19 protein-coding genes and 1 riboswitch are annotated in these 25919 nt (G+C 37.9%); of the genes, 10 read left to right on the top strand and 9 right to left on the bottom strand.

Features of this window, described 5'->3' with window-relative positions:
* Positions 1 to 51: 51 nt before the first annotated feature.
* A riboswitch (cobalamin riboswitch) is annotated at positions 52 to 256 on the bottom strand.
* A gap of 175 nt (positions 257 to 431) precedes the next feature.
* Positions 432 to 1073, bottom strand: coding sequence for an alpha-ribazole phosphatase family protein (gene cobC / locus B7C41_RS10390; protein ID WP_143764376.1), 642 nt, complete (start codon positions 1071 to 1073; stop codon positions 432 to 434).
* A gap of 282 nt (positions 1074 to 1355) precedes the next feature.
* Between cobC and B7C41_RS10385 the strand changes: the two genes are divergently transcribed.
* Together B7C41_RS10385 and B7C41_RS10375 are read left to right on the top strand one after the other, a co-directional pair.
* A complete protein-coding gene (locus B7C41_RS10385) occupies positions 1356 to 6962 on the top strand; it encodes an ABC transporter substrate-binding protein (protein WP_158089115.1) in 5607 nt (1868 codons plus the stop codon).
* Between the two features lie 422 nt (positions 6963 to 7384).
* Entirely contained in the window at positions 7385 to 7819 is a 435-nt protein-coding gene (locus B7C41_RS10375; RefSeq protein ID WP_085298860.1) for a 2TM domain-containing protein, read from the top strand.
* 126 nt (positions 7820 to 7945) lie between these two features.
* Here the strand turns inward: B7C41_RS10375 and B7C41_RS10370 are convergent, their stop codons facing one another.
* From B7C41_RS10370 to B7C41_RS10360, 3 genes are all read right to left on the bottom strand, one after another.
* Positions 7946 to 9628, bottom strand: a complete 1683-nt coding sequence (locus B7C41_RS10370) for a pseudouridine synthase (protein WP_085298859.1) — start codon at positions 9626 to 9628, stop codon at positions 7946 to 7948.
* Between the two features lie 167 nt (positions 9629 to 9795).
* A complete protein-coding gene (locus B7C41_RS10365; protein WP_143764375.1) occupies positions 9796 to 10599 on the bottom strand; it encodes a substrate-binding periplasmic protein in 804 nt (267 codons plus the stop codon).
* A 27-nt stretch (positions 10600 to 10626) separates the two neighbouring features.
* Positions 10627 to 11760: a porin gene (locus B7C41_RS10360; protein ID WP_235839688.1), complete on the bottom strand. Its 1134-nt coding sequence runs from the start codon at positions 11758 to 11760 to the stop codon at positions 10627 to 10629.
* A 668-nt stretch (positions 11761 to 12428) separates the two neighbouring features.
* Between B7C41_RS10360 and B7C41_RS10355 the strand changes: the two genes are divergently transcribed.
* The 6 genes from B7C41_RS10355 (at position 12429) to B7C41_RS10330 (ending at position 20933) form a co-directional block, all read left to right on the top strand.
* Complete coding sequence (locus B7C41_RS10355; RefSeq protein ID WP_085298857.1) at positions 12429 to 13697, top strand: diguanylate cyclase domain-containing protein; 1269 nt, start codon at positions 12429 to 12431, stop codon at positions 13695 to 13697.
* 407 nt (positions 13698 to 14104) lie between these two features.
* A complete protein-coding gene (locus tag B7C41_RS10350) occupies positions 14105 to 16204 on the top strand; it encodes a hypothetical protein (RefSeq protein WP_235839687.1) in 2100 nt (699 codons plus the stop codon).
* A 136-nt stretch (positions 16205 to 16340) separates the two neighbouring features.
* A complete protein-coding gene (locus B7C41_RS10345; protein ID WP_143764374.1) occupies positions 16341 to 16817 on the top strand; it encodes a hypothetical protein in 477 nt (158 codons plus the stop codon).
* Positions 16818 to 16873: 56 nt separating this feature from the next.
* Positions 16874 to 19825, top strand: a complete 2952-nt coding sequence (locus B7C41_RS10340; protein WP_085298856.1) for a multiheme c-type cytochrome — start codon at positions 16874 to 16876, stop codon at positions 19823 to 19825.
* A gap of 65 nt (positions 19826 to 19890) precedes the next feature.
* Positions 19891 to 20364 carry a DUF4920 domain-containing protein gene (locus B7C41_RS10335; protein ID WP_085298855.1) on the top strand — a complete coding sequence of 158 codons (474 nt, stop codon included), beginning with the start codon at positions 19891 to 19893 and terminating at the stop codon, positions 20362 to 20364.
* A complete protein-coding gene (locus B7C41_RS10330) occupies positions 20364 to 20933 on the top strand; it encodes a PepSY-associated TM helix domain-containing protein (protein WP_085298854.1) in 570 nt (189 codons plus the stop codon). Before B7C41_RS10335 ends, B7C41_RS10330 begins: the two co-directional genes overlap by 1 nt.
* 83 nt (positions 20934 to 21016) lie before the next feature.
* On the opposite strand, the gene B7C41_RS10325 is transcribed toward B7C41_RS10330, so the two are convergent.
* The 5 genes from B7C41_RS10325 to B7C41_RS10305 all read right to left on the bottom strand — a co-directional run bounded on the left by B7C41_RS10325 (position 21017) and on the right by B7C41_RS10305 (position 23979).
* Positions 21017 to 22213 carry a putative manganese transporter gene (locus tag B7C41_RS10325; protein WP_085298853.1) on the bottom strand — a complete coding sequence of 399 codons (1197 nt, stop codon included), beginning with the start codon at positions 22211 to 22213 and terminating at the stop codon, positions 21017 to 21019.
* A gap of 137 nt (positions 22214 to 22350) precedes the next feature.
* A complete protein-coding gene (gene sodN, locus B7C41_RS10320) occupies positions 22351 to 22854 on the bottom strand; it encodes a superoxide dismutase, Ni (RefSeq protein ID WP_085299441.1) in 504 nt (167 codons plus the stop codon).
* The gene (locus tag B7C41_RS10315) at positions 22844 to 23059 is read right to left on the bottom strand and encodes a hypothetical protein (protein ID WP_085298852.1); all 216 of its coding nucleotides are present in this window, start codon (positions 23057 to 23059) and stop codon (positions 22844 to 22846) included. The genes sodN and B7C41_RS10315 overlap by 11 nt, the downstream gene beginning before the upstream one ends.
* 15 nt (positions 23060 to 23074) lie before the next feature.
* Complete coding sequence (locus tag B7C41_RS10310; RefSeq protein ID WP_143764373.1) at positions 23075 to 23512, bottom strand: hypothetical protein; 438 nt, start codon at positions 23510 to 23512, stop codon at positions 23075 to 23077.
* A gap of 8 nt (positions 23513 to 23520) precedes the next feature.
* Positions 23521 to 23979 (bottom strand): plastocyanin/azurin family copper-binding protein, encoded by a 459-nt coding sequence (locus B7C41_RS10305; protein ID WP_085298850.1) that lies wholly within the window; start codon positions 23977 to 23979, stop codon positions 23521 to 23523.
* A gap of 536 nt (positions 23980 to 24515) precedes the next feature.
* Here B7C41_RS10305 and B7C41_RS10300 point away from each other — a divergent pair.
* Entirely contained in the window at positions 24516 to 24998 is a 483-nt protein-coding gene (locus B7C41_RS10300; protein ID WP_085298849.1) for a hypothetical protein, read from the top strand.
* 406 nt (positions 24999 to 25404) lie between these two features.
* On the top strand, positions 25405 to 25914 hold the full coding sequence (locus B7C41_RS10295; protein WP_085298848.1) for a hypothetical protein: 510 nt from the start codon (positions 25405 to 25407) through the stop codon (positions 25912 to 25914).
* Positions 25915 to 25919 lie beyond the last annotated feature (5 nt).

The following is a 25919-nucleotide window of genomic DNA, read 5'->3' as shown; positions in this document are numbered from 1 at the left end:
TCACTCATTAAAAACAGTAATCAATGCTCGAGTAACCCGCTCGACGTAGCAATAAATGTACACTAATCACCTGGTATCCTGACTTACAGCATCTAGATATGTTCCCTCCCAAGCCACTTTATTGTCAATGATTAGTGGTTAGTGGTTAACATATCGCTCTGTTTACAGTTGCGGGTACAGTTGTGGACTTTAACCACATTCCCAGCCTTACCCATCCATTGCTATTTTGAAGAGCATAGATAAGTAAATTGATAGGTACATTATTAAATTATTGGCGCGATTATCGACAGCTTGGGCAAAATAGCAAGGTTTATTTTTATCTCACATATAACGTAAAACCATAAAAACTATTTGAATCAATATATTGCTATAAACTAACAATTAAATATCGTACTAAAGGACTAAAATAAACACTGTTTATTATCGCTAAATTAGAGCATTAACTTTTGCCAAGCTTTACCGTCATCGTCAATGAAAATTTGAATATGAATTAATCCCCCATAAGGAACATCTAAATGAGTCATATGAGTAGTACCAGGAATAGGGAGTTCTAAGACTTTAGCCAATAGGTATCTAATCACACCACCGTGACTAAACACTAAAGTATTTTGTGCGTCATTTTTTTCAATATGAGCTTGGCTAAGTTGCGATAATAAACGCAGCCAAAAGCCATCAACACGACCAATAAAGCTTGCCATTGACTCTCCATTGGGTGGCGAACATTGCCAAGGGTTTTGCCAAAAGGCACCTAAGCTTGGTATTTTTTCATCTGGAGATATTTGCGTTTTCCACAATGTTTGATAGCTTTTCCCATCCCAGTCACCAAAATTCATTTCTCTTAATTGTTCGGATACTTGTAGCGTGAGTCCATTTTTTTGGCAGAACTGCTCAGCAAATTCTCGACAGCGAATAAGCGGTGAACTAAAGCATTGTGAAATATTAGCTAACTTATTCGTAGCATTAGTAAGTTGCTGCTTGCCAACATCGCAAAGCTCGATATCAGTACGTCCGCAAAGAATACCTTTTTGCATAAGCTCACCGTGGCGCAATAAATAAACATTAAACTCTGACAAACTAACCACCTAATTTTGCTAAACAATTTCACCTTAGTCTATCAAATAAGCTGATAAAGTTAGTAGTTTTACCTCAGATAAACATATAAAAATCACAACTCGAAAATTAAGTATTGTACTTCTATTAGAAATAAGAAAAAACACATTCACAGCAGCAACCATGATCGGTTCACTTTAAAAACAGTAACGAGCGCTGAAAAACTCATTGCCTTAAATAGCATGTTCATGTTTCTTCAAGTAGCATGGGGATGTATAGCTATCAACATTAAGCAGTTAAAAACTATGTTATCTTTTTTTAAATTAAAACAAAGTATTGTCTACTTGCCCATTTTACTTTGCTTGATAACAAGTCATCAAAGTTGGGGGCAAAATGCTGAAAAAGTTTCCATTCAACTGAACTGGTTTCATCAATTTGCCTTTGCTGGTTACTATGCAGCTAAAGAAAAAGGCTTTTACCAAGAACTAGGCTTGGATGTTGAGTTACTTGAACTGACCGATAACTCCAATGTGATAGGCCATGTAGGTAAAGATAAAGCTCATTACGGCGTCAGTGATTCAGCATTAATTATTGCCAAAAATAAAGGTGCTCCGGTTGTTCTTGTTGCACAAATTTTTCAGCATTCGCCGGCAACACTTGCCACACTTCGCTCATCTAATATTTCAACACCGTTTGATTTAATCGGTAAACGTATCATGTTAGATCCTGCAAATATAAATTATGCCTCCATCCTCGCTATGCTTTTGCAAACAGAGTCGAACCTATCTGCCTTTACTTGGCAAGCAGAAGGTCATGAAATAGAAAGTTTAATTTCGAAAGAAACCGATGCAATGCCAATATATAATACTGATGAGCCTTTTCAATTCTCCAGAGCAAACACCGATATTTTCAGTATTGATCCCAGAGATTACGGTATCGATTTTTATGGTGATAATTTGTTTACTACCGAAAATGAAGTCAGAAATCACCCTGAACGAGTACAAGCCATCCGACAAGCAACCTTAAAAGGGTGGCAATATGCATTAGATAACCAAGCTGAAATCATAAAATTAATTATAGATAAATATGATAATCAAAGGCGTTCCTACGAACATTTAGCCTATGAAGCTGATCAGGTTAGTAAAATTATTTTATCGAAATTCATTCCCATAGGTTCAATTGCACAAACACGAATGGAAAAAATAACAGAAATCTATCATCAACTTAACATGATAGATTCACCTTTCCTTCCAGAGAACATGCTATTAGCTCAAGCATTAGAAAATTTCTCTCCTAAGTATGCTAGCGCGAACAACAGTGCATTCTTAATAATAACCATGGTCGCAATATCGTTACTATTGATAATCATCACACTATTTTTACCTAAATTAATCACCTCAAAGCGCTTAGCTATTTTTATGGCATCACGGAAATTTCCATTCATTGTTCACTCAATTTCGGTGCTAAATGTTGCCATTATTTTCAGTGTTATTTACCTCACTTTACAAGAGAATGAAAAAAGCACGCAAGCTGACATGAAAAAGAATCTTGAGTTTGTTGTTGAAGCAACAAGAACTCGACTCAATGATTGGATAAAAGACCAAGAAAGCCTGTTAAAGCAAATTAGCACTGACGAAAAAATGATCCATTTGACTGAAAAGTTATTACAACAATCAACCCTATCAGATGAGCTGATAACTTCTCAGCCGTTACAGGAAATTCGCCAATACTTTCGTCAAAGCAGCATTGAAGGACAAGATTTTTTTATCATCAATCACGATTACATTAATATTGGCTCAAGTCGTAATGAAAACTTAGGTCAAACTAGCTTAATTGCTCAGCAACAACCTGAAGTATTAGATGCCGTCTTAAACGGTGAAACTCGCTTTGTCTCCCCAATAAAGTCGGGTATTAATTTATCATTCGGTAAAACTTCAAATCCAATTGATCAATACAGTATGTTTATCGTCACGCCAATCAGAGATAGAAATCAGCAGGTGATCGCTGCACTAACCTTAAGAATTAGAACAAGCGGGAAAATTTCCGAAATTATGCAACAGGGTCGTATCGGCGCCTCCGGTGAAAGTTACTTAATCAATAATCAAGGAGAAATGTTATCAAAAAGCCGCTTTGATGAAAGGATATCAACACTGAAGTTTTTCAGTGATAAAAATGAAAAAAACAAGCTTATCTTACTTAAAGATCCTGTAATTGATATAAGTAAAAATCCTAATATCGAAATAAATTCTAATCAGCTTACCTTTACTCATATGGCGCACGAGTTACTCAATACCGCCCACTCACTGGACTCTCCCATTACCAGTAATAAAAAGGTCAGTTCTAATGTTTTGGGCTATAACGACTACCGAGGTGTAAAAGTATTTGGGGCTTGGCTATGGGTTAAAGATTTCGGTATTGGCATCGCCACCGAAATAGACACAAAAGAAGTAATGTCTGGCGTTAACTCACTCCGTAATAAGTTGATGCTAATATCTTTTGTCACCTTGTTGCTAACTTTAACCTCTAATATATTCACCGTCAGAGTTGGCCAACGTTCAACTAAATATATGCGGCGCTCCAAAGAAGAATTAGAAAAAGTCGTAGAGCAACGTACCGCTGAACTACATTTACGAGAGCGAGCTCTATGGGAGCTTTACGAACATGCCCCCGTTGCTTATGCAACATTAAACGCTAAAGGTGATTTCATTAAACACAACTGCGCCTTTGCACAGCTTTTTAAGCGCCCTCGCGAGATATTTACCTCACTTAATTGGCAAGATTTTGTTGCGACCGAACATTACGTCCATCAAATATTTCAATCTAAATCACAGCTTTTAGAATGTGAAATTCCAGTAGAGATAAATATTAACCAAACAATAGACACTATGATGTCTGCTCTACCTGTTTACGACGAAAATAATGCTTTGGCAGAAGTACGATTAACATTAATTGATGTTACGCAAAGAAATGCGGCAAAAGCACAATTTTTTGCCTTGATGGAGTCAGCACCAGACGCCATTTTAATGATAGATAAGTATCGAGAACAAAGCATCGTTAACTCACAAGTTCTGACTATGTTCGGCTACGAAAAGCCGGAGCTTATAGGGCAGAAAATAGAACAGTTACTACCGGGAGAATCAAGCCTAAAGTTATTTGATAAATTAATTCATCAAAAAAGTAAAGAGAAACAGCTATTAGAGTTAGTCGGTCGACGAAAATCTGGCAGCGAGTTCTCTGCTGAAGTAACGGTAAGTGCCGTTGATATTCATAATGACCGTTTTATTGTCGCCATTATTCGCGACATAACCGCCCGAAAGTTAAATGACGCAGCATTGGCGGAACAAATTATCTTTCAGCAAGCTTTAGCAGATACAATTCCCTACCCTGTTTTTGTTAAGGGACCTGATACTAGGTTTATTAATGTCAATACGGCTTATGAGCAAACCTTTGATGTAAAAAGAGAAGACATCATTGGCAAAACTGTACTTGAACTAGATTACCTGCCGCTAGTCGATCGCCAAAGCTACCAACAGGAGGATATTGAAGTAATTTCTTCAAAGGGTATGATCAAAAAGGAAATTTCTTTATCTTATGCCGACGGCTTAGAGCATTCCACCATGTACTGGGTCAAAGGCTTTGAAAAATCTGACGGCAATGTTGGCGGTGTACTAGGTACTTTCGTCGACATTAGTGAACAGAAAATGGCAGAGAAAACTCTCGCGCATGCCAAATCTTTAGCAGAAGATGCAGTCAAAGCTAAGTCACACTTTTTAGCTAATATGTCCCACGAAATTCGCACACCTATGAATGCTATTATTGGCATGTCAGCGTTAGCACTCAAAACCGAGTTATCTGTAAAGCAGGAAAACTATATTTTTAAAGTTAACAAATCAGCTGAATCCCTACTAGGCATAATAAATGATATTCTTGATTTTTCTAAAATTGAAGCCAATAAGCTCGACATTGAGTCAATTCCATTTTGCCTTGACGATACGCTCGATAACCTTAGTCATTTGCTAATAGATAAACTTAGTGAGAAAAACACTGAATTAATCTTCGATGTTGAACAAAATGTTCCAATTGATTTAATTGGCGATCCTCTTCGCCTAGGACAAATACTGACCAACCTTGGTACTAATGCCGCTAAATTCACCGAACATGGGGAAATAAGAATTCATATATCTTGCGTCAATAAGCATGACGACACCATAACCTTAAAGTTTTCTATTTGTGATACCGGCATAGGTATGAATAAAGAGCAGCAGAAAAAATTATTTCAATCATTTAGCCAAGCCGATGCATCAACAACAAGAAAATATGGCGGTACTGGTTTAGGCTTAGCTATATGTAAACGCTTAGTAGAGTTGCTAAGCGGAGAAATATGGTTAGAAAGCCAAGAGCAAGTTGGTAGCCAATTTCATTTCACTTTGAGCTACCAAACCCAATCGCAAGAGCAAATTCAAGAAAACAGGCCTTATTTATCATCCATTCAAGGCCTGAAGTTGGCACTGATAGAAGATAACGACACTTATAAATCTATCTTGCAAAGAATCATTAATTCTTTTGGTTTTGTATTGGAAGTTTACTCTTCAGTTGAAGAAGCGCTACCTGAATTATCACAACAAGAAAGCTCTTTCGATGCCTTAATATTTGACGTATCTAAAGTTAGCGATGAGCAAAGTTACCAAGATATTTCTACCTTGCGTGATAGTTGCAAAAAACTACCAATACTACATATTTTACCTCATAGACGTGAGGTAACGATGCAGGCTTTGGATGGCGATGAAAACTATTATATTACTTGTAAGCCAATAACTTCATCCAATTTACTTGATAGTTTATTAATCACATTGGGGCATAAAAGCTTACGACGAATGAAATTTAATTTATTGCCGCAAGATGAACAACTTGCGATAGACACCTTGCAGGGTGCAAAAATATTGTTAGTTGAAGATAACGAAATTAACCAAGAGCTTGCTACAGAATTATTAAGTCACCACGGCATTGAGGTTATTGTGGCGAACAATGGCCAAGAAGCAATTGACAGCTTAAATAGCCAAGCATTTGATGGTGTACTTATGGATTGCCAAATGCCAGTAAAAGATGGCTATACGGCAACCAGAGAAATACGCCAAAATCCAAAGTTTACCACATTACCTATTATCGCTATGACAGCCAATGTTATGACAGGTGACAGAGAAAAAGCTTTGCAATCGGGTATGAATGAGCACATAGGAAAACCAATTAATACCAATGAATTATTCACTAAATTAGCACATTGGCTGAAACCTAGTGGCATTGGTAAAGGCGTTGCTATGTCACACATCAAATTAGACGAGTCGACTACCTTCCCAACGCTCGATGGTATAGACACCAAAGCGGGCTTAGCTATTGCACAAAATAATCATCAGCTTTATCAGCGCTTATTGCTTAAATTTAAACGCAACTACACAGATGCAATTACACCAATGATTGAAGCTGAAAGCCAAAATAACTTTGCATTGGTTGAACGCCTTGCGCATACATTGAGAGGCGTAGCAGGCAATATTGGTGCAAAACAGCTTTATAGCCTGTGCCAAACAATAGAGAACAATGCAAATCAGCAACAAATAAGTTCAGTAGCCCTATCGCAAAGCAAAGATGAATTGGCACGCATACAAGTGGCGCTAAAATCACTACAAGCGCCAGCACTAGCAAATGAGGGCTTTAATATTTCAGCGTGCAAAACACTCCTTGCACAATTAAAAACCGATGTAGAAAATTATGATGTTGCCGCCGTTGATACCATTCAAGCATTATTGCCAATGACGATGCAGCAAACCTACAACCAGCAACTTAAAGACATTATGGCTAAAGTTGAGGTTTATGAGTTTGACGATGCAGCCGAATTACTTAAAGACATTAATATTTAACAAGAAACGTAAAAGCCATAACTCATTGAAATTAAAGAACTGTCATATGAATGTCGGATAAAAGTCGTAGCAAAAAATTATCTCCCAGTGAATAATTCAAAACGAACAGCAACAAGGAAAAGTAAATGATCGTTCGAAAATTAAGACTTAAACGTGCTTGGTCTCAAGAGCAATTAGCCCAATTTAGTGGCTAATACCCAGGCGACTTGAGGGTGTAATTTCAGAGTTAAGCTAGGAAATCAGAGCAAGACGCGGCACGCAGGTAATGGTTATTCCCTTACCAAGTGCTGCAACGCTGAACTGTTTTTCTAGCTTAGCTCCCGTAGGGCAAGGCGATAAAGGGTCATCTCCGGCGTTATTAATTTTTACAATGGGAGAACCATTATATTCAATCAATGCCTTGGTTCTAACCCTTTTTCGACTTGCTGAATCTTGCACCTTCAAGTCGCTTGGGTATAAATATTAGAACCATTCAACGTATTGAACGAGGTCAAAAAGCGGGCCTGGAATCATTAAAATCTCTTGCCGCTGTCTTTGAAGTTGAATTAAATGAACTGCTGCCGGAGGAAAACATGAATAATTCAGATAAATTTAGTGAAGAAGAAAACCGTGTTATAGAACATGTTAAAGACATTAAAGGATTTTACAGTCACCTTATTAATTATACGGTAGTTGTAATGGGATTATTCCTCATCAATTTTTTAACCAGCCCTGGGTATTATTGGGCTTGGTGGGCTGCTTTAGGCTGGGGTGTAGGACTAATTTCTCACGGCATTAGTGTTTTTGAAGTTTATAGCTTTTTTGGTGCTGATTGGGAAAAGAAACAAATAGAAAAAAGATTAGGTAAAAAACTCTAAACTGCACTAAAGAATCTAGCTAATACATTGCGATAGCAGCACTAAGAGCATAACCGTCATAAACTAATTAACTATTTATAACGGCTTCAAGTTGCGCAATATTACACTAGAGCAAAGAGGGTTTCGTTAAAATTCTGCTGGCACTTCAAATGTCATTTCTTCGCGACTAATTGGGTGCCGCAATGCTAAATATTCAGCATGCAAATGCAAGCGTTCAGCCTTATCACCATAATGATCATCACCAACAATCGGCATATTTAAACCTAATTTATGTGCACAATGTACGCGAAGTTGGTGAGTACGACCTGTTTTCGGATACAAATGTAGTCGAGTAATATTATCTTCTCTCGCCAACACTTCCCAATAAGTAGTCGATGCTTTGCCATGTTGATAACACACTAATTGTCGAGGCTTATCATCTAAATCTAAGCGCAGTGGTAATTCAATAGTGCCACTTTCAGCTGCAACATTACCAGTAACCAATGCGACATAACGCTTCTCTACCGTGCGTTCAATAAACTGTTTTTGCAGCGCTTTATGAGCCCGTTTATTTAACGCGATAACCAATAAGCCAGATGTCGACATATCTAAGCGATGAACAATAAGCGGCCCTGAAGCCTGTGGAAATTGCGTTTTAATACGCAAATATACTGAATCTTCAATATTTTTCCCTGGTACAGACAAAAACTCTGCAGGTTTATTTACCACTAAAATATCGTCATCTTGATGAACAATAGTTAAGTCTTTCCCTTCGGCGGGATTAACTAACAGTGGATTTTCATCAACCACTAACCCCTGCAGCATATGCCCTAATATTGGCTGGCATTTACTATAACAAGATGGATAATAATTCTTATGTTGTCTAATCGCCGATTTTGGTGCTGGCCCCCACCAAAACTCAGCCATGGCAATTGGCGTTAAGTTATGTTGATAAGCGTACTGCAATAATTTAGGAGCGGCGCAATCACCCGCGCCCGATGGTGGCGTTTTCTCAGGTAAGTCAGCAAAGATACGATTCAGATCTTTTACTTCACCATCGGCATTTAAAAATTCGTATTGCGCAAATAGCTTTTTCTGTAAGGCTTTAGATTTAGCACGTCTGAGTTTTTTCAAGCCAGCAATTTCACTATTGAGTTCATTCAAATGGCTTTGCAATGCAGAAATTTTCTCTTGCCAAAATTTCTTTAACGCTTGTAATTGCTTTTTCTGTTCAATACTTTTGCCAGCAAGTTCACGTTCTAGCTGTTGATATTCATCTTCGTTTACAGATGTTTTCGCCGCTTCACGTTGCTGTTTACGCTGTTTTCGGCCATCTGCCATCGTTGCTTGTAGCGTAAGTAAACGGCTTTGATAATCGTTTGTAGCAACGGCTATTTCATCAACATATTGTCGTAACTGTGAGCTAGTTTCTTTTGCTGTTACTTCATCATTAATGCGATTAATCAGTGCCTGCTCTGTCAGGTATGCATCATCGTTTAATTGCATAGAAGATACTGGTGGAACAAATAAGTTATCTGTAGATAAACTAATTATTTGCCCTGAATATGCGGCTAAGTAGCCAAGTTCTTCGGCTGAGTTTTTAACCACTAGCACACCAAACATCTTGCCTTCTAACGCCGTTTTTTCGGTTGTAGATTCAATATCGTATTGCCATTGTGCTTGGTTATTTAAATAACCTTGTAATTGTTCTGCCGCCATATTCGCTAGGATGTGTGGCTGGTAATAAAATGGAAAAGTAAATTTTTCCGGTAAATTAACTTGGCATGTATCTCGTTCGAAGGAAGTAAAGCAAAGGCTATTCAAGGACATAAAATATTGGTAAAAATAACGACATTAGGATAGTACAATTTTATCACACTTTATTGGGCAATAAGCACTCTCTGGGCATCGCATCAATAAAATCACGTACATTTTTCCACTTAATCACACAAGAATAAATCAAAGCTCAAGTTAATGCTCGGCACTTATTATACAAATCAGTGCTGAATGTATTGATCTACTATTTTTAAATATTGTGCAGAATTTAGCACCTGTGATAATGCTTTATCCATCCGAAGAACAAAATCACTTTTAAATGGAAATTTACCACTGTCGCTATAACCAATATGTCCGGTTTGTGACATAACAATTAATGACTCTGATACATTATCAAAGTTTAGATCATGAGTTTGATTTAGTTTCATTAATTCATATTGAATCGCTAGTCTGTCGTTTAAGTAGCAATCAAGGCGTTTTGATTGCAACTTCATGATATTAGCGTCGGTACTTTTATTTTCCCAAACCACTATGCGTTTATCTGCAATCGCCTTTTTAATTTCTTCGCTAAAAATAATGTACCCTGAATTTATACCTATGTTCAATGGTGATGGCGGTGATCTCTGCACAGAAGATGAGTTAAAGTATTCAATAATGTTAATTTCGTTTTGACAATAAGCAACAACCGTTTCACTCATTATTGCTATAGAGTAAGGCCAGATATAATCTCGGTCAGCAATGTGCTTATAAGGAGGCAAAATACCTAATACTTTGCCTTCTTTTGCTTGCATTAACGCTCGCTTCCAAGGAACACCTTCTAATGTAACTTGATACGACTTGCTGATTAACTTCGCTGCAGCTCTAACAACATCAACGTATATTCCCTTTAGCTCATTATTTTCAACATATGAATAAGGTGGATACCCATCATCCGCCAAAATAGTCACCTGTTTTACGTTATCAGCCCATAATACAAAGCTTTGACAATAGATAAATAAAGCGCAAATGACATATTTTGATTGCATAAAACGTTACCAATTTTTCAGCATAAATTAATATTGCCACTGCTTGGCAAAATCGTAACGAAAACCTATTGATAGAGATGAAAAATCATCCAAATTTTCAAAGTCTCGTTTTAGGTACTCAAGGTGGAATCTTAACCAGGGTTTTGGTATCCATTCTAGCGTTGTATTAAAGCCATCAAAATCACGACTTAAGTTATGATCAATACCATCAGAAAAGTCAAAGTATCCTAGCTTTAAGCGATAATTTTTTGCTAACCAGTACGCTGCAGATAAATCAACAGTGTGTCCATTTCTGTCAGCCTCTCCATTTTCCCTTTGATATTCTTTATCTTGATAGCCGAGCGCTAAATATAGACCATTATCAAAGTCATACGCCAAGGCGCCAGCATACACTTCATCATCACCAATAGTATTTCCATTAAAATTGGCATCTTGCGTTAAATAAGTTACCGCAGCATGTAAGCCTTTATCATCATAACTAAAACCTAAATTGACTAAATCACTATAGTTATCACCGTTATCACCATTAAACTGTGCCGCAGCCATCCAAGTAAAATGATTATATTTATATTTATAGGTCAGTAAGTTATCAACAAAAAAAACACTTTCAGCATCATATGCATATGGACTATTAGCATGATCAAATATATCAACATATTCAGCAATAAATGAGTACTGCACCGGCCTTTGCTTACCAATAGCAACAGTCCCCATAGGGCTATTTAGTGCCACATATACTTGTCTTGCTTTACCAAAATCAGCATTATTGGATAGATCAATACCCCATTCACCGTGTAGTGTCGTGCTCCAGCCTTGATCAATCTCACTTGTTGCTTTTACACCTATATGCGACAGTGCATCGCGAACATCAGCTTGCGTTTCACCACCTTCGTCAATATAACCAAATGTAGGACGTAAGGTACCGTAAACTTTCAAACTATTGGTTTTTTTGGCTGTTTCAGCAGCGATCTTATTTTCTCGTACAACTTGCGCTCTTTTAGCTTTAGCTTGAGATTCAGTATTAGCCAATTGTTGCTTTTCGAGCTGGGCAATTTTTTTTTGTAAAACACCAAATTGTATTTTCAACTCCTCAAGCGTGATAGATTCTTCAGCAACACTACTATAGCTAGTAGTTAAAAAGCATAATAAAAAAAAATTCATAAACCCTTTAAACTTCATAATATAAACCCTTTAAACATCATTATATGGACCACTTTCAAATGTACTTGCTCTTGAGTGTAGACTAAAAATTAAAATTTTATATCTGTTCTTTCAGATCTAGCTCAACAAAAAGTGCGAAAAAACAAATAACTATGCTAAATATGTTGAAAATTCTCAGGTTACTCGCCATCAATCAAGCTTGAACTGCTTTATTACGGCAGCTTTCTTAACGACAATGCAATAGAGAGTAAATACCAATTTTTTCCATAAAGTCTTGGCTAGTTTTATTAGCTGAGTATCCATTGGGAAACTCTATTTTCTGTTTTTCATTTAATACTAAGCTATTACATTACATTACATTACAAAATCAACACTAGCATTTATTAATTAATTAACTAATCTATTGTTTAATATAATATTATTGAAATAACTTTGACATTAGAGTGGTCTACTTGCATTAGAGTTGACACAATAGTTTGATAAAAGTGTGCCAAATACGGCACAATAAAGATAAACATGAATTAGAAGTTTACTCTGACTAGCGCAATTTATTTGCGAAAGTATTGATAAATGTAACCATTGGCAGCTAAATGGTGGGAAGTTTCCTACTTTGTGCTTTACTATTGATATAGCTAACTTTTACTCAAGTGATATATTATCTACAAATAATGAAATCTTCTCATATTAAAGCCATCACCACATTTACCTTACTCTTTATGCTAATGGCTGTAATTTCCCTATTTGCCATTAAAAAATTACAGTATTCAGCTTCGACTGCACTAGCAACTCGTACTGCAACAGTTTTAGCTTCTACGATAACCCAAGCTCGAGTTTCTTATAGTAAAAATGCTGTTGCAGCTTTACGCGCGCACCCTGATATTTCTGTCCAGTCGCAATACCATGATACGCCTTACGCAATTCCAAACCCTGCAACTTTTGCTATTGAACTTGGAGAAGCGATATCAGCACCGGAAAAAGGACTCATTCTGCATACTTTTAGCAATTACCCTTTTAAAAGTAGACAAAGTAGTGGCGGCCCAAAAGATAGTTTTCAAAAAACAGCACTACAAAAATTGAGCAAAAACAACCATGTATTTGAGCGTGTGGAAATGTTCGGTGAAACCAATGTTCTTAGGCATGCTGAACCAATTTTTATGGAGCAAAGTTGTGTTGATTGCCACAATAAACATCCCGAAAGTCCGAAAAAAGACTGGCAAGTTGGCGACATGCGTGGCGCTATTGATATAACTATACCATTAAGTACTGACGATGAAGAGTTAACAAAAACAGTACAGTATGCCTATGTTATTTTCATCGCTTTTTCTGTCATTGGCTTATTATGTATGTTCGTTACCCTGAAGCGCACACTAAATTTATCGAGCGAGCTCGAACGGAAAGTAAAAAAAAGAACAGCAGTTTTAAGCCAACTTGCCCGCACAGACTCCCTCACTTCAATTGCTAATCGTCGACACTTTGAGGAGTTTGCCCAAGCACTATTTAATAGTCAATCCCAAGTGAATAGGCCAGTTGCCTTACTCATTTACGATCTAGATTACTTTAAAAATGTTAATGACACCTACGGACATGATATGGGTGATGAATGTTTAAAAGCAGTAGTAAATACGGTAAACCTTGCGCTTAGAAGTAACCAAGACTTCCACGCCAGAATCGGTGGTGAAGAATTTGCGATAATTTTACAAGATATATCGAATGAAGAATTACAAAAATTTACCGAACAAATATTAACCGATGTTAGTAATATTAAAATATCTGAAAACGCTGATATTAAGCTCACTTGTAGCATAGGTTCTACACTAACACCTTACGACAATGATACGACAATGAAAAAAATGATGAGCGCGGCAGATCAGGCACTTTATCAAGCGAAGTCAAATGGTAGAAATCAAGCTGTACACCTTAATTATGAAGACGTTTAGCTTACTAATTAAAACGCAATATTAAACGTAGCAAGTGCCATGTCGCCATCGTCGTGCATATGATGAAAAGTTAACTCAACCGTTATATCGCTACCAAAGTCATAACTGATTAATAAATCTACTTCATCTACTTCATCTTCTCCGTCATCGAAGCCAACATTTAGTACCTCAATACCAACATTATCAAACCCGGTGTAATCGTTACCAAAAGCAATAGCTCTTTAATCAATAACCCCATCAATGATCTATGAGCAGGTAAAGTGTTTCGCAAATGTAAAGATTAAATAGCTGCTATTCAATGGCAAAATTACAATTATTTACACTAACTAAATCCTCTTTGATCTAGAATAGTTAACACAAATAAGAATTAGTCGCATTACTTTTAATGAAAAAGTAAATGCGTTAACATGGCGGCAATATTTACTCATCGTCTAAAAAGCGAATTTAAAGGATTACAAGTGAAAAAATCGGTATTACATCTCGCAGTCATTGCGACTTTATGCTCAAGCGCAACCTTATTTTCAAGCGCAATTAGTGCCGCACAAATTAAGCTCATCGATAAAAGCCATAATCCTGCGAGTAACTTTTTAGCCTATACCGAATTTGAATTATCTGGCGAGCCACTAGCGGAGGCGCTAGGTTTAGATTTAGACATTCTTGACCCAACCACAGCAAATAGCCCTACGCCATTTGATTTTTCTGCTGGCATCGAAAGCTATGAGTATTCAGAAGAAGCCATGTACGCCTTAAATTATCAATCGACCATGGGCCCTCACTTAGCTAACGGTCCGCTAAACCTTAAACGTGGCGGTAATACTGAACAACTTGCAAAACGTATTAGCCTCATGGCAAACGCTGTTGGCTTAAGCCAATCAGACGTGCCTAAAAATGTTTATCCGTTATCGCTACCTTATATGTCTGGTAATCCTGAGTTTGTTGCCCAACCTGATACTAGCGTAGACGAAGCAGAAACATTAGATATCACCACCGCGAAAGGTGAAGATAAAACCATTATCAGTGTTACACCGGCATACGTACATGACTACAAAACACTGGCGTGGAACAGTGATAGTTTCGATAAAAGCATTAATCCTGCTGCTATTGGCGCAATATTTTTAAAAGAAGTGATGTGGTCACAAGATTTCTTAGGTGGTATGCATATCACTGAAACTGATGACGAAGTTGAAGCTAACTCGGCAATAATGGATCAAGACGGTGTGCACAGCTTAGGTGTTTCTGCTGCTGATGGTTTTAATGGCATGATGTTAACGGAAATGTCTATCGACAAACTTATCATCATGCAAAATCAACTGGCTTACAACGGTAAAGCCCTAGGCATAAATTTTGGCCCTGATTACTCACCAGAACAAGGCGCAATTTGGTTTCCACATAAAGTGGCGGTTAGCGAAACAAAAAGAAATGGTGTTAATGCTCTTGGTAAGTTGAAAGTTACTGATGGTCGTTCAACCTTGCGCGATACATGGCAAATGCTATGGCCATTGGCAGAGTTTTTCGCCTTCACTGACCAACGTGTGGCAAATAGCGGGCAAAATTCGGCAATGCTAGCGGTATTTGACGGCGCACCTTTTGCAAAAGCACCAACAGTAAATACCGATAACAGCCCAGCTAATGATATTGTCAGCGACGATGCATTTTCTTTAGCGAATAACCTATCGAATTTAGTCTTTAAAAACTTATCAGCATTGCATTTTAATAAAACCCACGGTAGTTTCGTGACAGACTACCAAGGCAAACAAGGAAGCTATGTTCAAGGAAATTATGTTGACAGTTATGATGCTGCTTATTCAATTGTGGCTTTAACTATTTATCAACGTGCAAAAGACGCTCTGCCTGTTGGTTATGCATCAGCAGACTCTGGTTCAGTCAATTTGAAAACGCCGGCAGGCAAGCAGGCACTTAGCATGATTAAAGCACAAGCTGATTTCATCTTAGCGCAATTAATTACTCCAAAAGGATTAGTGGTTGACGGTGCAACTTTAGGTAAAAAAGTCACTCAAGACAGTAACGTTTCCTTAGATGCTCAATTTGCCACAATTCGCGGCTTAGTTTCAGCATTTTTGGCCACCAAAGATAACAAATATAAAGCCGCAGCGCGTAGCATTTATCTTGCCGTTGAAAAGCACATGTTTGATAAAAATCTTAAAACTTGGGCAACCAACCTAGGCCAAGCAACCGAGCATACGCCATATACCGCCGCGGCTATTTCTGGTGGATTACGTGAAGCAATTTTGCACCTTAAAAATGAAGAAGGTGAGCATAACCCAGCTTTTGAACTAACAACATTAACCACGCGTTATGTTAATTGGTTTAGCACCGTAATTAATGGCGCTATGCAACTTGCCGAGCCAATTGGTGATACCGGTGAATTGGTTATCAAAGGCAGTAATAACACTGATACTGATGAAGATGGCGTGCACCAAATCATTGCTGCAGGTGGCAAATACGGCACAGCAGCGGTCATGGCAAATAAAGTCAGTATTCAGTAACCGTTTAGGTCAAAAATGACCATTAACATGTAGATTAAGCGCATATAGTGCGTAGATAAAGCAGCGGATATTACCTCGCTGCTTTTGCCGTTAAATACACTACTAAATACGGCACTCAGCAGTGAAGATTAAAGATATGATTAGCATAGAGACTTCAACAGTTACCAAGCCACCTGCAATAACAATATCAACATGGTGGAAACAACTTGCCTACCGTCATAAGTCGGCCGAATTTTTACTGTATCTGATGTTTATTAGTGGTGTCTTACTCTGGGATAAACTTGAACTGAGTTGGCAAATATCACGTTGGTTATTGCCCGCTCATATGCTTGTTGGCGCAACCTTATTTAGCATTGTTGTGGGTGCTTTTTGGAGTTCACATCGTAAACTGCTTGTGCGCAGTAAAAAAAGCTTCCTTCGCCAAACAGGCACTGCTGTAGAATGGCTACTCGTGATCTGTACGTTGAGTGGCTTCTACTTGTTTTTCTATGGCAATACAGGAAACGATATCGGTTGGCTACTCCAGGAGCTACATTTTTATTCTTCTTGGCTATTAGCACCATTAGTTTTTAGACACGCATTACGATGGAGCATTTTGAACTTTAGAAAGTAATCATGTGTTGTATTTTTACCTAACCAAATGTCTCAATTAACAAATTCGGAACAGCAATGTTAACACGCCAAAAGTGGCCATTTTTTCTACTTATAGTTCTTTTTTCTCAGCTATTTCCGCTTGCCAGTTTGGCGACAGAAAAAAGTAGTTCAATGAGTTTTAATCAAGATAAAAGTCACATCTTCAGCGCTAATTTTGATGCCGGTAGTGTTTCTATTATCAACCGAGATAGCGGCAAAATAATTATTGAAAATACCATTGGGCGAGATATTCGTCGGCTCGCGCTGGCTGAAGAAAAAAACCTTATCCTCGCCAGTGACTTTCAAAATAATAAAGCGCTACTGCTTGATGCCAATTCACTGAAAGTAAGAAAGGTTATTGATGTCCCTGCCCGCCCTTTTGGCGTTATATTTGATAAAAAAAAGCAACAATTTTATCTCACCAGTTTCAAAGACAATAAATTACTTACCATTTCGTTAGATGGCGATATCACCAATACGGTAACAACTGAACCAACGCCACGTGGCTTAGCTTTGACCGACGATGGTCGATTGCTCGTTAGCCATAGCTTATCTGGCCAAGTATCTATTTATGATGTTAATCACGCTACGCCAGCATTAAGTCGTGTTATTCAATTGATTGATACAGCAAGTAACGAGACAAAATCAGTACCGCAAGGTAAGCCACGCTTACTCGATAATATCGCCATTAGTCCAGATGGTTCTACCGCTTGGTTACCGCACGTATTGTGGTCTTTCGGCCATGACTTTCAGTTTCAGTCCAGTGTTTTTCCAGCCGTATCACTTATCGATTTAACGCCGGGAAAAGAACAAGAAATTACCGAGCAACGTAAACAATTATTTAAACAGATTAATATTATTGAAAGTGGCAATAAAGTCCGTATTGTTTCAAATCCACATGACATACTTTTTAATGATGATGGCAAAAAAGTCATTATTTCATTAGCGGGATCAGAAGACTTAATGGTCTTTGACTTATCCAGAGAACTAACCAAAAAGAAAGCTTTGCAAAAGAAAAACTCAAAAAAGAAAAAAAGACGTCATCGTCGCAAGAAAGTGCAAGGCGGTGCTAAAGTCACGCAAATATATCGTAATGTCCCGGGTGATAACCCTAAAGGCCTGCTTATCGACGGCCAAGTCTTGTTTGTACAAAACGCCATGTCATTAAATATTGCCACTTTTGATACCGGTGCCATTGGCCCTTTTGCCAAGCTAAAACTTAAACAAGCAAACTTTGCCGATCTCGTCAGCCACGACCCATTACCTGCACAAGTTCGTTTAGGTAAAACCTTATTCAATCAAGCCAACAGCAAAAAAAATAAAGACCATCCAATGGCCGGTGATTTTTGGATGAGCTGTAATTCTTGCCATTTCGACGGTTTTAATTTCACTAATAAACAGCTAATGGAAGATGCAACCAAAGATAAGTTTTCCAATGCCACCACAGGTCATGTTGATACCTACAAAATGATCGCTGGCGACCCTGTTGCGGCTTATATTGATATGATTCAAAAAACTCAAGGCGGTATGGGCGCAGATCCTGCCACCGAAGAAACCATAATGGCTATTGATATGTTAAATCCTCCTGTTGCTGTCGCAAAAATGATGGGGGCGTTAAATAGCTATGTACGAACACAAGAAAACTTACCTTACCTGTCTACTTGGTTAAAATTAGATGACGACAAAAAGTATGCTCACCCGAAAGAATGGCTAAACTCAGCACAATGTAAAGACTGCCATAGCACCATTTACGACCAATGGGCCGATTCAAATCATGGTATGAACATGGACCATCCCTACTATCGTTACCAAGAGAATGTGGCTGCTGAAATAGAGGGAGAAGAGTTTAGGGTGCTGTGTCGAGGTTGCCATACACCACAAATGGTCATCAACAATGATAACTCCCCATTAACTGAGTTCGGTGATATGTGGGAAAAAAATGCCGCATCATTAAACACGGCTTATCAACATGGTACACCGGTTAACGAACGTGGTACTGGCTGTGTATTTTGTCACCGCGTTACTGAAGCTGAAGACGCAGGTGGTAATACTGACTTAACCGTTAATATTAAAGATCGCCAAAGCTATATTTTTGAAGACAGTAATAACCAGTTTTTACAGTGGTTAGCTAAGAAGCAAATTAATGCTGCACCTAATGCCCATAAAGTATCGTATTCAAAGCCTGAGCTTTATCAAAGCTCACTGTACTGTGCTACTTGTCATAACGAGTTCACCTCAGGTCCCGGTGCGAAAATAAACGACAACTTTGGCGAATGGTTAGCATCCCCTTTTAACTCACCTGATGACCCAAGCCAACACAAAACCTGTATCGATTGTCATATGACTCAAGATGTCACTAATTTTGACAACAAAGTAGCGGGTCAATCAACTGATGACGGACCGATAAAAAGTAATATGCGCTCACATCATTTTGCTGGTGGTAATTACTACTTCACTGGCATGCGTAATCCTGAGCATAAGAAGCTTAGTATCGACATACTAAAAACCGCTTTAACGCTATCAGTTGAAAAACAAGGTGATACTTTCACCGCTAATGTTACCAATGCTAATTCTGGCCACGACATGCCCGGCGGTGCTAGGCGCCAAGTGTGGCTGGAAGTTATTGCAACTGATGCCAACGGCAAGGAAGCTTTTAGCTCTGGTGTCATGAACAATGGTTACATTCCCAAAGACGCCCGACGTTTTATTAAAATTGGCGTTGATAAAGATGATAAGCCTGTAGGTTTACGTTTTTGGCGCTATGTAAAACTTAGTCAAGATACCCGTATTAAATCAGGCCAAACCCGACAAGAAAGCTATCAATTACCGAGTAATATTCAATACCCGATTACCGTAAAAACTCGGGTGTTATATCAAGTATTTGCCAAAGCGTTAACTGAGCAAGTACGTAGTGCATTTCCCATGGAGAATATTCCTGAGCCTGAGGTCATTGAATTACTGCAAGTTCAAGAAATTTTTAATGAATAAACGAAACGCTAGAATTAAGATAAAATTAATCTTCCTCAAACGTCTAAATAAATAAGGAAACAAAAATGTCAGGTTTAAAAATTATTATCGTTATGATATTGAGCAGTATTTTCTCATTAACAAATACCGCTCATGCAGAACAAAACTATGGCAAGGGTGCTGATATGAAGCATTTAGCCGAAATATCAGCCATTTTAGCGTCGCCGACAAAGTTTATGGATACCGATGTAACGGTCAAAGGAGCTATTGTAAAAGTTTGCAAAAAAAGAGGATGTTGGATGGAATTAGCATCAGACAAAAAGTTTCAAACATTGCGAATCAAAGTACGTGATGGCGATATGGTGTTCCCCATGACATCACTAGGAAAAACGGCTTACGCCACAGGGAAGTTACAAGCTTTGCCACTTGATTTAGCACAATCAAAAAAATATTTAGCTTACACGGCACAAGAGCAGCAAGAAGAGTTTGATGTAAATTCAGTCACAGAAGCAATTACGGTTTATCAAATATCTCCAACTGGTGTGACAATTAACGACTAATGGCAAAAAATATTAATTGGTTTAGATTAAACCGAAATTTGCATCGAGATATCGGTTACTTTTGTGTTGGTTTGACCTTAATTTTTGCAATTTCGGGCATTGCGCTTAACCATGTAAATGATTGGGACCCAAACTATCAGGTCACGCAAACAGAACATGCAATATCGAATATTGCAAAGAAGATTAATCAGGACAACTTTGAACCTTGGTTATTAAAAGAACTTAGCCTTAGTGGCACCGTCAAAGCAAGGTTTTGGCAAACACCGACAACCTATAAATTATTCACTAAAAACAATCAGACGCTAATCATAAACGTTGCTAAAAACACCGTGGTTTTACAGCAAATATCACCACGTTTTTTGCTAAAAAATTTTAATTTCTTACATTTGAATGACGCAAGAAGTGCATGGACCTATTACTCTGACTTTTATGCTGCTTTACTTATTTATCTAGCACTATCGGCATTATTCATGGTGAAAGGTAAAAAGGGTATTAAAAGTTCACGAGGTTTATTGGTTGTTGCTGGCTTTTTGATTCCAGCCGCTTTTGTTTTTATTTATGCCTATTAGAATATTCATAGTATAAAAGGGGCTGCTGCGAAAACACATCAAAGTAGCGCTTTCAATTCAATATAGCAATCTCCAGATCTCTCTTACTCAAATAACCAATAGTAACCATAAGCCGCTAATATTGCGGGTATTGAAGAATATATCGTGGCAACAAAGGCTACTTTAGGTGATAGCGCAATGGCAGGAAATAAAGCATCACCATCGTTGCTTATTGCATTGCCTATTTGTGCAGACAACGGAATGGCTCCCGACAAATATAGCGATGTGGTAATAATTTGTGGCCCACATCCTGGGATCATGCCAATCAACACACCCGCTAATGGCGCAATACTGCCAAACCGCAGAAAGAGGTTTTCAATTTTAAAATCGCCATAAAGCATCACTAACTCAAAAAGCAGAAATGCCACCACCACCCAGCTCGTGACAAAGTTAGTATCCACGGCTACTTTTTGAAAAACTTTACTTTGCCGATTTTTTTTGTCTTCTGAGACTATAGACTCATAACTAGTCACTTCACGCGTTGCTGCCCAAAGAAATATAAACCCTAAGGTGATTGCAGCTCCTATTCCCTGGATAACAGCTTCACTGGTATTAAACAACGCAACAATATCAACTTGTCCGGCGATAAGTAAGCCTATAACAGCACCAGGGATCATCAGCCATTGCCAAAGTAAACCTTGAAATTTTAAGCGTTTAGAGCGAGTGGCTTTAACTTCTCCTACACCCGCCTTAGTTTGTGGCTGCGTGATGGTATTTCGTAAAAAATCAGGCCCATGAATACGGTTAACAGCACTGCCCGATACAATGCCAACAAAAAAGCATAACACCACAATGCCGAGACCTGTTACAGGCTCAGCGGCTAGCAACAAAAATGCCGCATCGCCCATGGTTGACGTTAACACCGCCGCCACAGCACCAAAGCTCATTCGGCCACTAACATATTGCGTAATAACAACAATTGCACCGCCACACCCCGGTAAAATTCCCATCAAACTTGCGGTCACTATTTCCCTAAACGGCTTTTTTTCACCTTTACTATTAACATATAAATGGCTAATTTTATCGGCAAATAAATGGTAGATAGTTAAGGTCATGGCAACAAATACCGCCACCTGCCAAAAAGCATCAGAAAGTACGCTTAAGGTAAGATCACGAGTTTGTGTTTGCAGCAATAATACACAAAGAAAAACAGGTAACAGCAATCGTCGATAATGCGGTACTAATGCCTTGAATTTTAACGAATGTTGCTTGGCTAGGGCAAGTGTCAACGAAAGGTTCATAATGTGCTTAGCTCTGGTATAAATAGTACGGTAATGCGTTTTTTATCAAAGATATTAAACGCTTCAATCGTCTTACTCGTAGCTTCAACTGATAGTATTAGCAAGCATTGAACCGCTAATAGTAAAGCGCTGTAGCATTATGCTTTTAGATCAGGGTAAACCAGAATTTCAGCAGGCGGATAAGGACTCACTGCACGATAAGTAGCAACACCTTTTGTTTGCCAAAATATTTCAGCAAACTGATTAACTTTATCTAATAAAGTTAATGTTGCTGCGCGGTCAATATGCTGCTTGGCAAATGAAGCTGCCAACATTATTTCATGAGTCAACTGATGTAATTCAGGGTGATTGTCTAGCTGAGGTTGTTTAATATAATCACCCCATATAACGCTAATATCAGCTTTTATTTGTTTACCATGCGCTTCTTTCTCACCCACTAAGCGATTAAACGTTGCTTGCTGCTCAAAGCTTAATGAGTCATTAGTTTTTAATTCTGTTAATAAATCAACCATACGGATCATCGTGAGAACCGCTAACTGCGCTGAAATAGGGTCATAAATTTTACAGGGAATATCACAGTGGGCAGAAGCTTGCTCAAAGGGATTTTTACTATCAAGCAGCGCTAATATTTTATACATCATCATTGCTTACTCCGGCGTTATTTTTAGTTGACGAAAAATAACGACGTTTAACATATGTCACTAGCAATCCTGCGCCTATTATCAATGGTGCTAACCAAAATAAGTGAATAAGTGAAGACATAGGATCGCTATGATCATGCCCTTCATGCGCAAAACTTTGCATAGAGATAACCAAGCCAGTCAGTAAAATGAGTAATTGATACATGATAATTTTTCCTTGTTAATGAATAGAGCTAGTCGCTTGTGCAATAATTTTTTCTAGCAATGGCAGTTGCTCACGACAGCCATCACAAATTTTATGGTTCTTAGTAAATAATAAAATCGGCGGTAGCGTTAAACCCATGCCTTTAAAAGCCGTGAACTTAACATCGTCATTAAAATGCTTAGATTCAGATACCGCGACCAAATACTCATGGGGAGTCATTAAAAACTTCAGCGACAAATCTAAATTACCAAAGGTTTCATACAATAAAGCCAAATTATGGCAAGCGCAGATCCACGCCATCAGTACATCAGAAGACTGTGGCTCTTCATGACAAGCCAAGCTCAATAAATCATAAGCCTGCCAGTAAAAAGCTTCCGCTTGATTTAATTGCTTATCGTGAAAACATTCATTACCAAGTGTTAGCAATGACTGCCATTGAGCGTGTTCCATCATACTCATCCCTATTTCACCTGAGACAAATAGGCACTTACACGCGCTTTGTTCATTGCCACGCCAGTACTAAGCGTTGACCAATCTTTGTTTACTTGTTCGATATTTTCCGCATCACCAACTTGAATAACACCCCACATACCGAGCACAAAATGCGGTGTACATTTGTAGAGATAAACACCATTTACATTGAAGGTATGGCTATATTTCTGCCCCATTGGGCTGACAAACTTTGCTGCTTTTTCAGGAATAGAAATTGACTCAACATTATGAGATGGATCTGCTGGAATAAAAGTAACCGAATCCCCTAGTGCTATTTTTAAATAACCTGGCGACATAATCATATTTTGGCCATTATCATCGCTAGTCAATAACTTTACCTGATGATTTTTAGCGTAAGCGGTAGCATTCAAAGCAATAGCCAAAACAACAGCTAAAGCAATAGTCCAAATAGTCATTACCTTCTTCATAGATATCCTTATTAAAAACAACTTAAATCAAATGATAATCATTCTCATTAATATTTACAAGGGTTTATTTAAAGGAAAAATAGAGAGGGTATTTTACTATTGATTTTAACTGCAATTATACCAACCGGACTAATTTATTGATCACTTAGCGAGAATTAAAAGGCTTACAGGCAAGACATTGATTGAAGAGAATGGCTATTCCCTTATCAAAATCAATAACGCCGCATGTAGGCTTTTTAAACTCGCCCTTCGGGAGCTCATTAGCAAACTAATAACAGCACAAAATGAATGAAATATAGAGTAACTATGTTTAACGCATTTTGCTTGTTTTAAGCTCGCTAATGTAGTTCTAAGTTAACCGATAAGTTAATCCGTTTGGTATTAACTGCATTAAAGTCAGGAGTTTCTTCTATAACAATGCTTATACATGCTTCATGTAATGCCATGTAATGGTTATTACGCTCGCTCAGCCGCTATTATGCCGCATAGCGAAAAATTGAAAAGAAATGAAAAGTGGCTGTAAATTGGAGAATATCATGAGCGTACCTAAATCATTTATAAGTTATATGAAAACGATGCGTGACTATTATAAATCTGGCGTACCATGCACAGATCCATTACCAGTAGGTTTTCACTTTGATGATATAGAAATTAAGACTGATTTATATTGCTTTTTCAGTAAAGAAGATGATCTTATTACAGCGAAGAAAGACTTAGAAAATAACATGACTAAAAAATATTTTACTAGCAGTAAGCATGAAAATAAAAATACAACAACGGCCATTGAAATAGCAATAGAAGAAAGTGATACCGCAGCAAGCATAGAACAATCAGATCAGCCAAAACAAACTGAGCTGTTCGCGCGTACTGACATTATTACCCTTGAATTATTTGAACCCAATAACATGAAAAGTAAACGCTATAGTAAGTCAGAAAGAAAAGCAGAAAAACATCCAGAGCAAAAACCACGCTTAACCATTGCCGAAAAAATTAGCCGTATTTTTTCTAATAAGCAGTAACAATAAAATAGTACCCTGCCAAAAAATTGTTAAGAGGCACTAAAACAACACTAAAAAAATTTAGCGTCAATGCATTATTTACCCATTAAGCTCCTCACTGACTACTCTGGAAAATATTTAACCTGAACTCTCGATAATGAGTGGTTGATATTCAAGTGAATCAAGCACTTTGGCAGCAAAGTAAATACTATAGCAAGGTGAACATTATTTACTTATATTATTGCTCAATAATACAACGTCTCTTGTGTGTTAACTCATTAATCATGCTAGAAAAATTTGGCGAACTTATCATAAACCGTTATGATAAATTCATTGTTGTAATAGATAGTAGGAATAATTTCAGTATCGATATCAACCCTTTTTATTTTTATTAATCGCCATACAGGCACCTCACAGGAATAACAATATGAGTCACGCAAAAACAGATAGCGAAATAACACCAGACAGCACTTTTTCTGTCCATATGAACTTTGCCCAACTTGCCGCCGATATTAAGCTGGCCGCAACAAAGCCAACAACGAAAAATCCTGAAGAGCTAAAAGTACAATTTAACGGCAAGGGCCATACGGTTTCTTATATTCCAGAAAACCTAGAGGATAAATATTTTCATTATACTTCAAGTGAAACCGGCCTTGAGATAATCAAGCCACCATTTGAAATCAATAATGGTAATACCGTTGCTTGTATCCTTGTAGACAACGATAACAGTGGCGCTAAGGGTAAGTGGAAAGGTATTGTGCAAAATAACTTTGATTTACAGCAAGTATCAAAAAGCAGCACACAAGTTATCTATAAAGCTTCGCTAACCGAAGGTGCAGATGACATTGATGATGTCATCATTCAGATTAGCTTTAAACTTGATGGTGAGAAATATTATGTGGCTTGGGATCCTCGTATCCGTGTTGTGAGGGGTTAATAAAG

The organism is Cognaticolwellia mytili (genome assembly GCF_002104475.1).
Classification (GTDB): Bacteria; Pseudomonadota; Gammaproteobacteria; order Enterobacterales; family Alteromonadaceae; genus Cognaticolwellia; species Cognaticolwellia mytili.
This window is presented reverse-complemented; position numbering and strand designations above follow the sequence as displayed.

Bases quoted from the DNA above. Each gene is read 5' to 3' on its own strand.
- B7C41_RS10295 (WP_085298848.1), top strand. From the start codon at position 25,405: ATGAGTCACGCAAAAACAGATAGCGAAATAACACCAGACAGCACTTTT.
- B7C41_RS10360 (WP_235839688.1), bottom strand. From the start codon at position 11,760: ATGAATTTTTTTTTATTATGCTTTTTAACTACTAGCTATAGTAGTGTT.
- B7C41_RS10385 (WP_158089115.1), top strand. From the start codon at position 1,356: ATGTTATCTTTTTTTAAATTAAAACAAAGTATTGTCTACTTGCCCATT.
- B7C41_RS10300 (WP_085298849.1), top strand. From the start codon at position 24,516: ATGAGCGTACCTAAATCATTTATAAGTTATATGAAAACGATGCGTGAC.
- B7C41_RS10325 (WP_085298853.1), bottom strand. From the start codon at position 22,213: ATGAACCTTTCGTTGACACTTGCCCTAGCCAAGCAACATTCGTTAAAA.
- B7C41_RS10315 (WP_085298852.1), bottom strand. From the start codon at position 23,059: ATGTATCAATTACTCATTTTACTGACTGGCTTGGTTATCTCTATGCAA.
- B7C41_RS10365 (WP_143764375.1), bottom strand. From the start codon at position 10,599: ATGCAATCAAAATATGTCATTTGCGCTTTATTTATCTATTGTCAAAGC.
- B7C41_RS10350 (WP_235839687.1), top strand. From the start codon at position 14,105: ATGGCGGCAATATTTACTCATCGTCTAAAAAGCGAATTTAAAGGATTA.
- B7C41_RS10355 (WP_085298857.1), top strand. From the start codon at position 12,429: ATGAAATCTTCTCATATTAAAGCCATCACCACATTTACCTTACTCTTT.
- B7C41_RS10310 (WP_143764373.1), bottom strand. From the start codon at position 23,512: ATGATGGAACACGCTCAATGGCAGTCATTGCTAACACTTGGTAATGAA.
- B7C41_RS10330 (WP_085298854.1), top strand. From the start codon at position 20,364: ATGGCAAAAAATATTAATTGGTTTAGATTAAACCGAAATTTGCATCGA.
- sodN (WP_085299441.1), bottom strand. From the start codon at position 22,854: ATGATGTATAAAATATTAGCGCTGCTTGATAGTAAAAATCCCTTTGAG.
- B7C41_RS10340 (WP_085298856.1), top strand. From the start codon at position 16,874: ATGTTAACACGCCAAAAGTGGCCATTTTTTCTACTTATAGTTCTTTTT.
- B7C41_RS10305 (WP_085298850.1), bottom strand. From the start codon at position 23,979: ATGAAGAAGGTAATGACTATTTGGACTATTGCTTTAGCTGTTGTTTTG.
- B7C41_RS10345 (WP_143764374.1), top strand. From the start codon at position 16,341: ATGATTAGCATAGAGACTTCAACAGTTACCAAGCCACCTGCAATAACA.
- B7C41_RS10335 (WP_085298855.1), top strand. From the start codon at position 19,891: ATGTCAGGTTTAAAAATTATTATCGTTATGATATTGAGCAGTATTTTC.
- B7C41_RS10370 (WP_085298859.1), bottom strand. From the start codon at position 9,628: ATGTCCTTGAATAGCCTTTGCTTTACTTCCTTCGAACGAGATACATGC.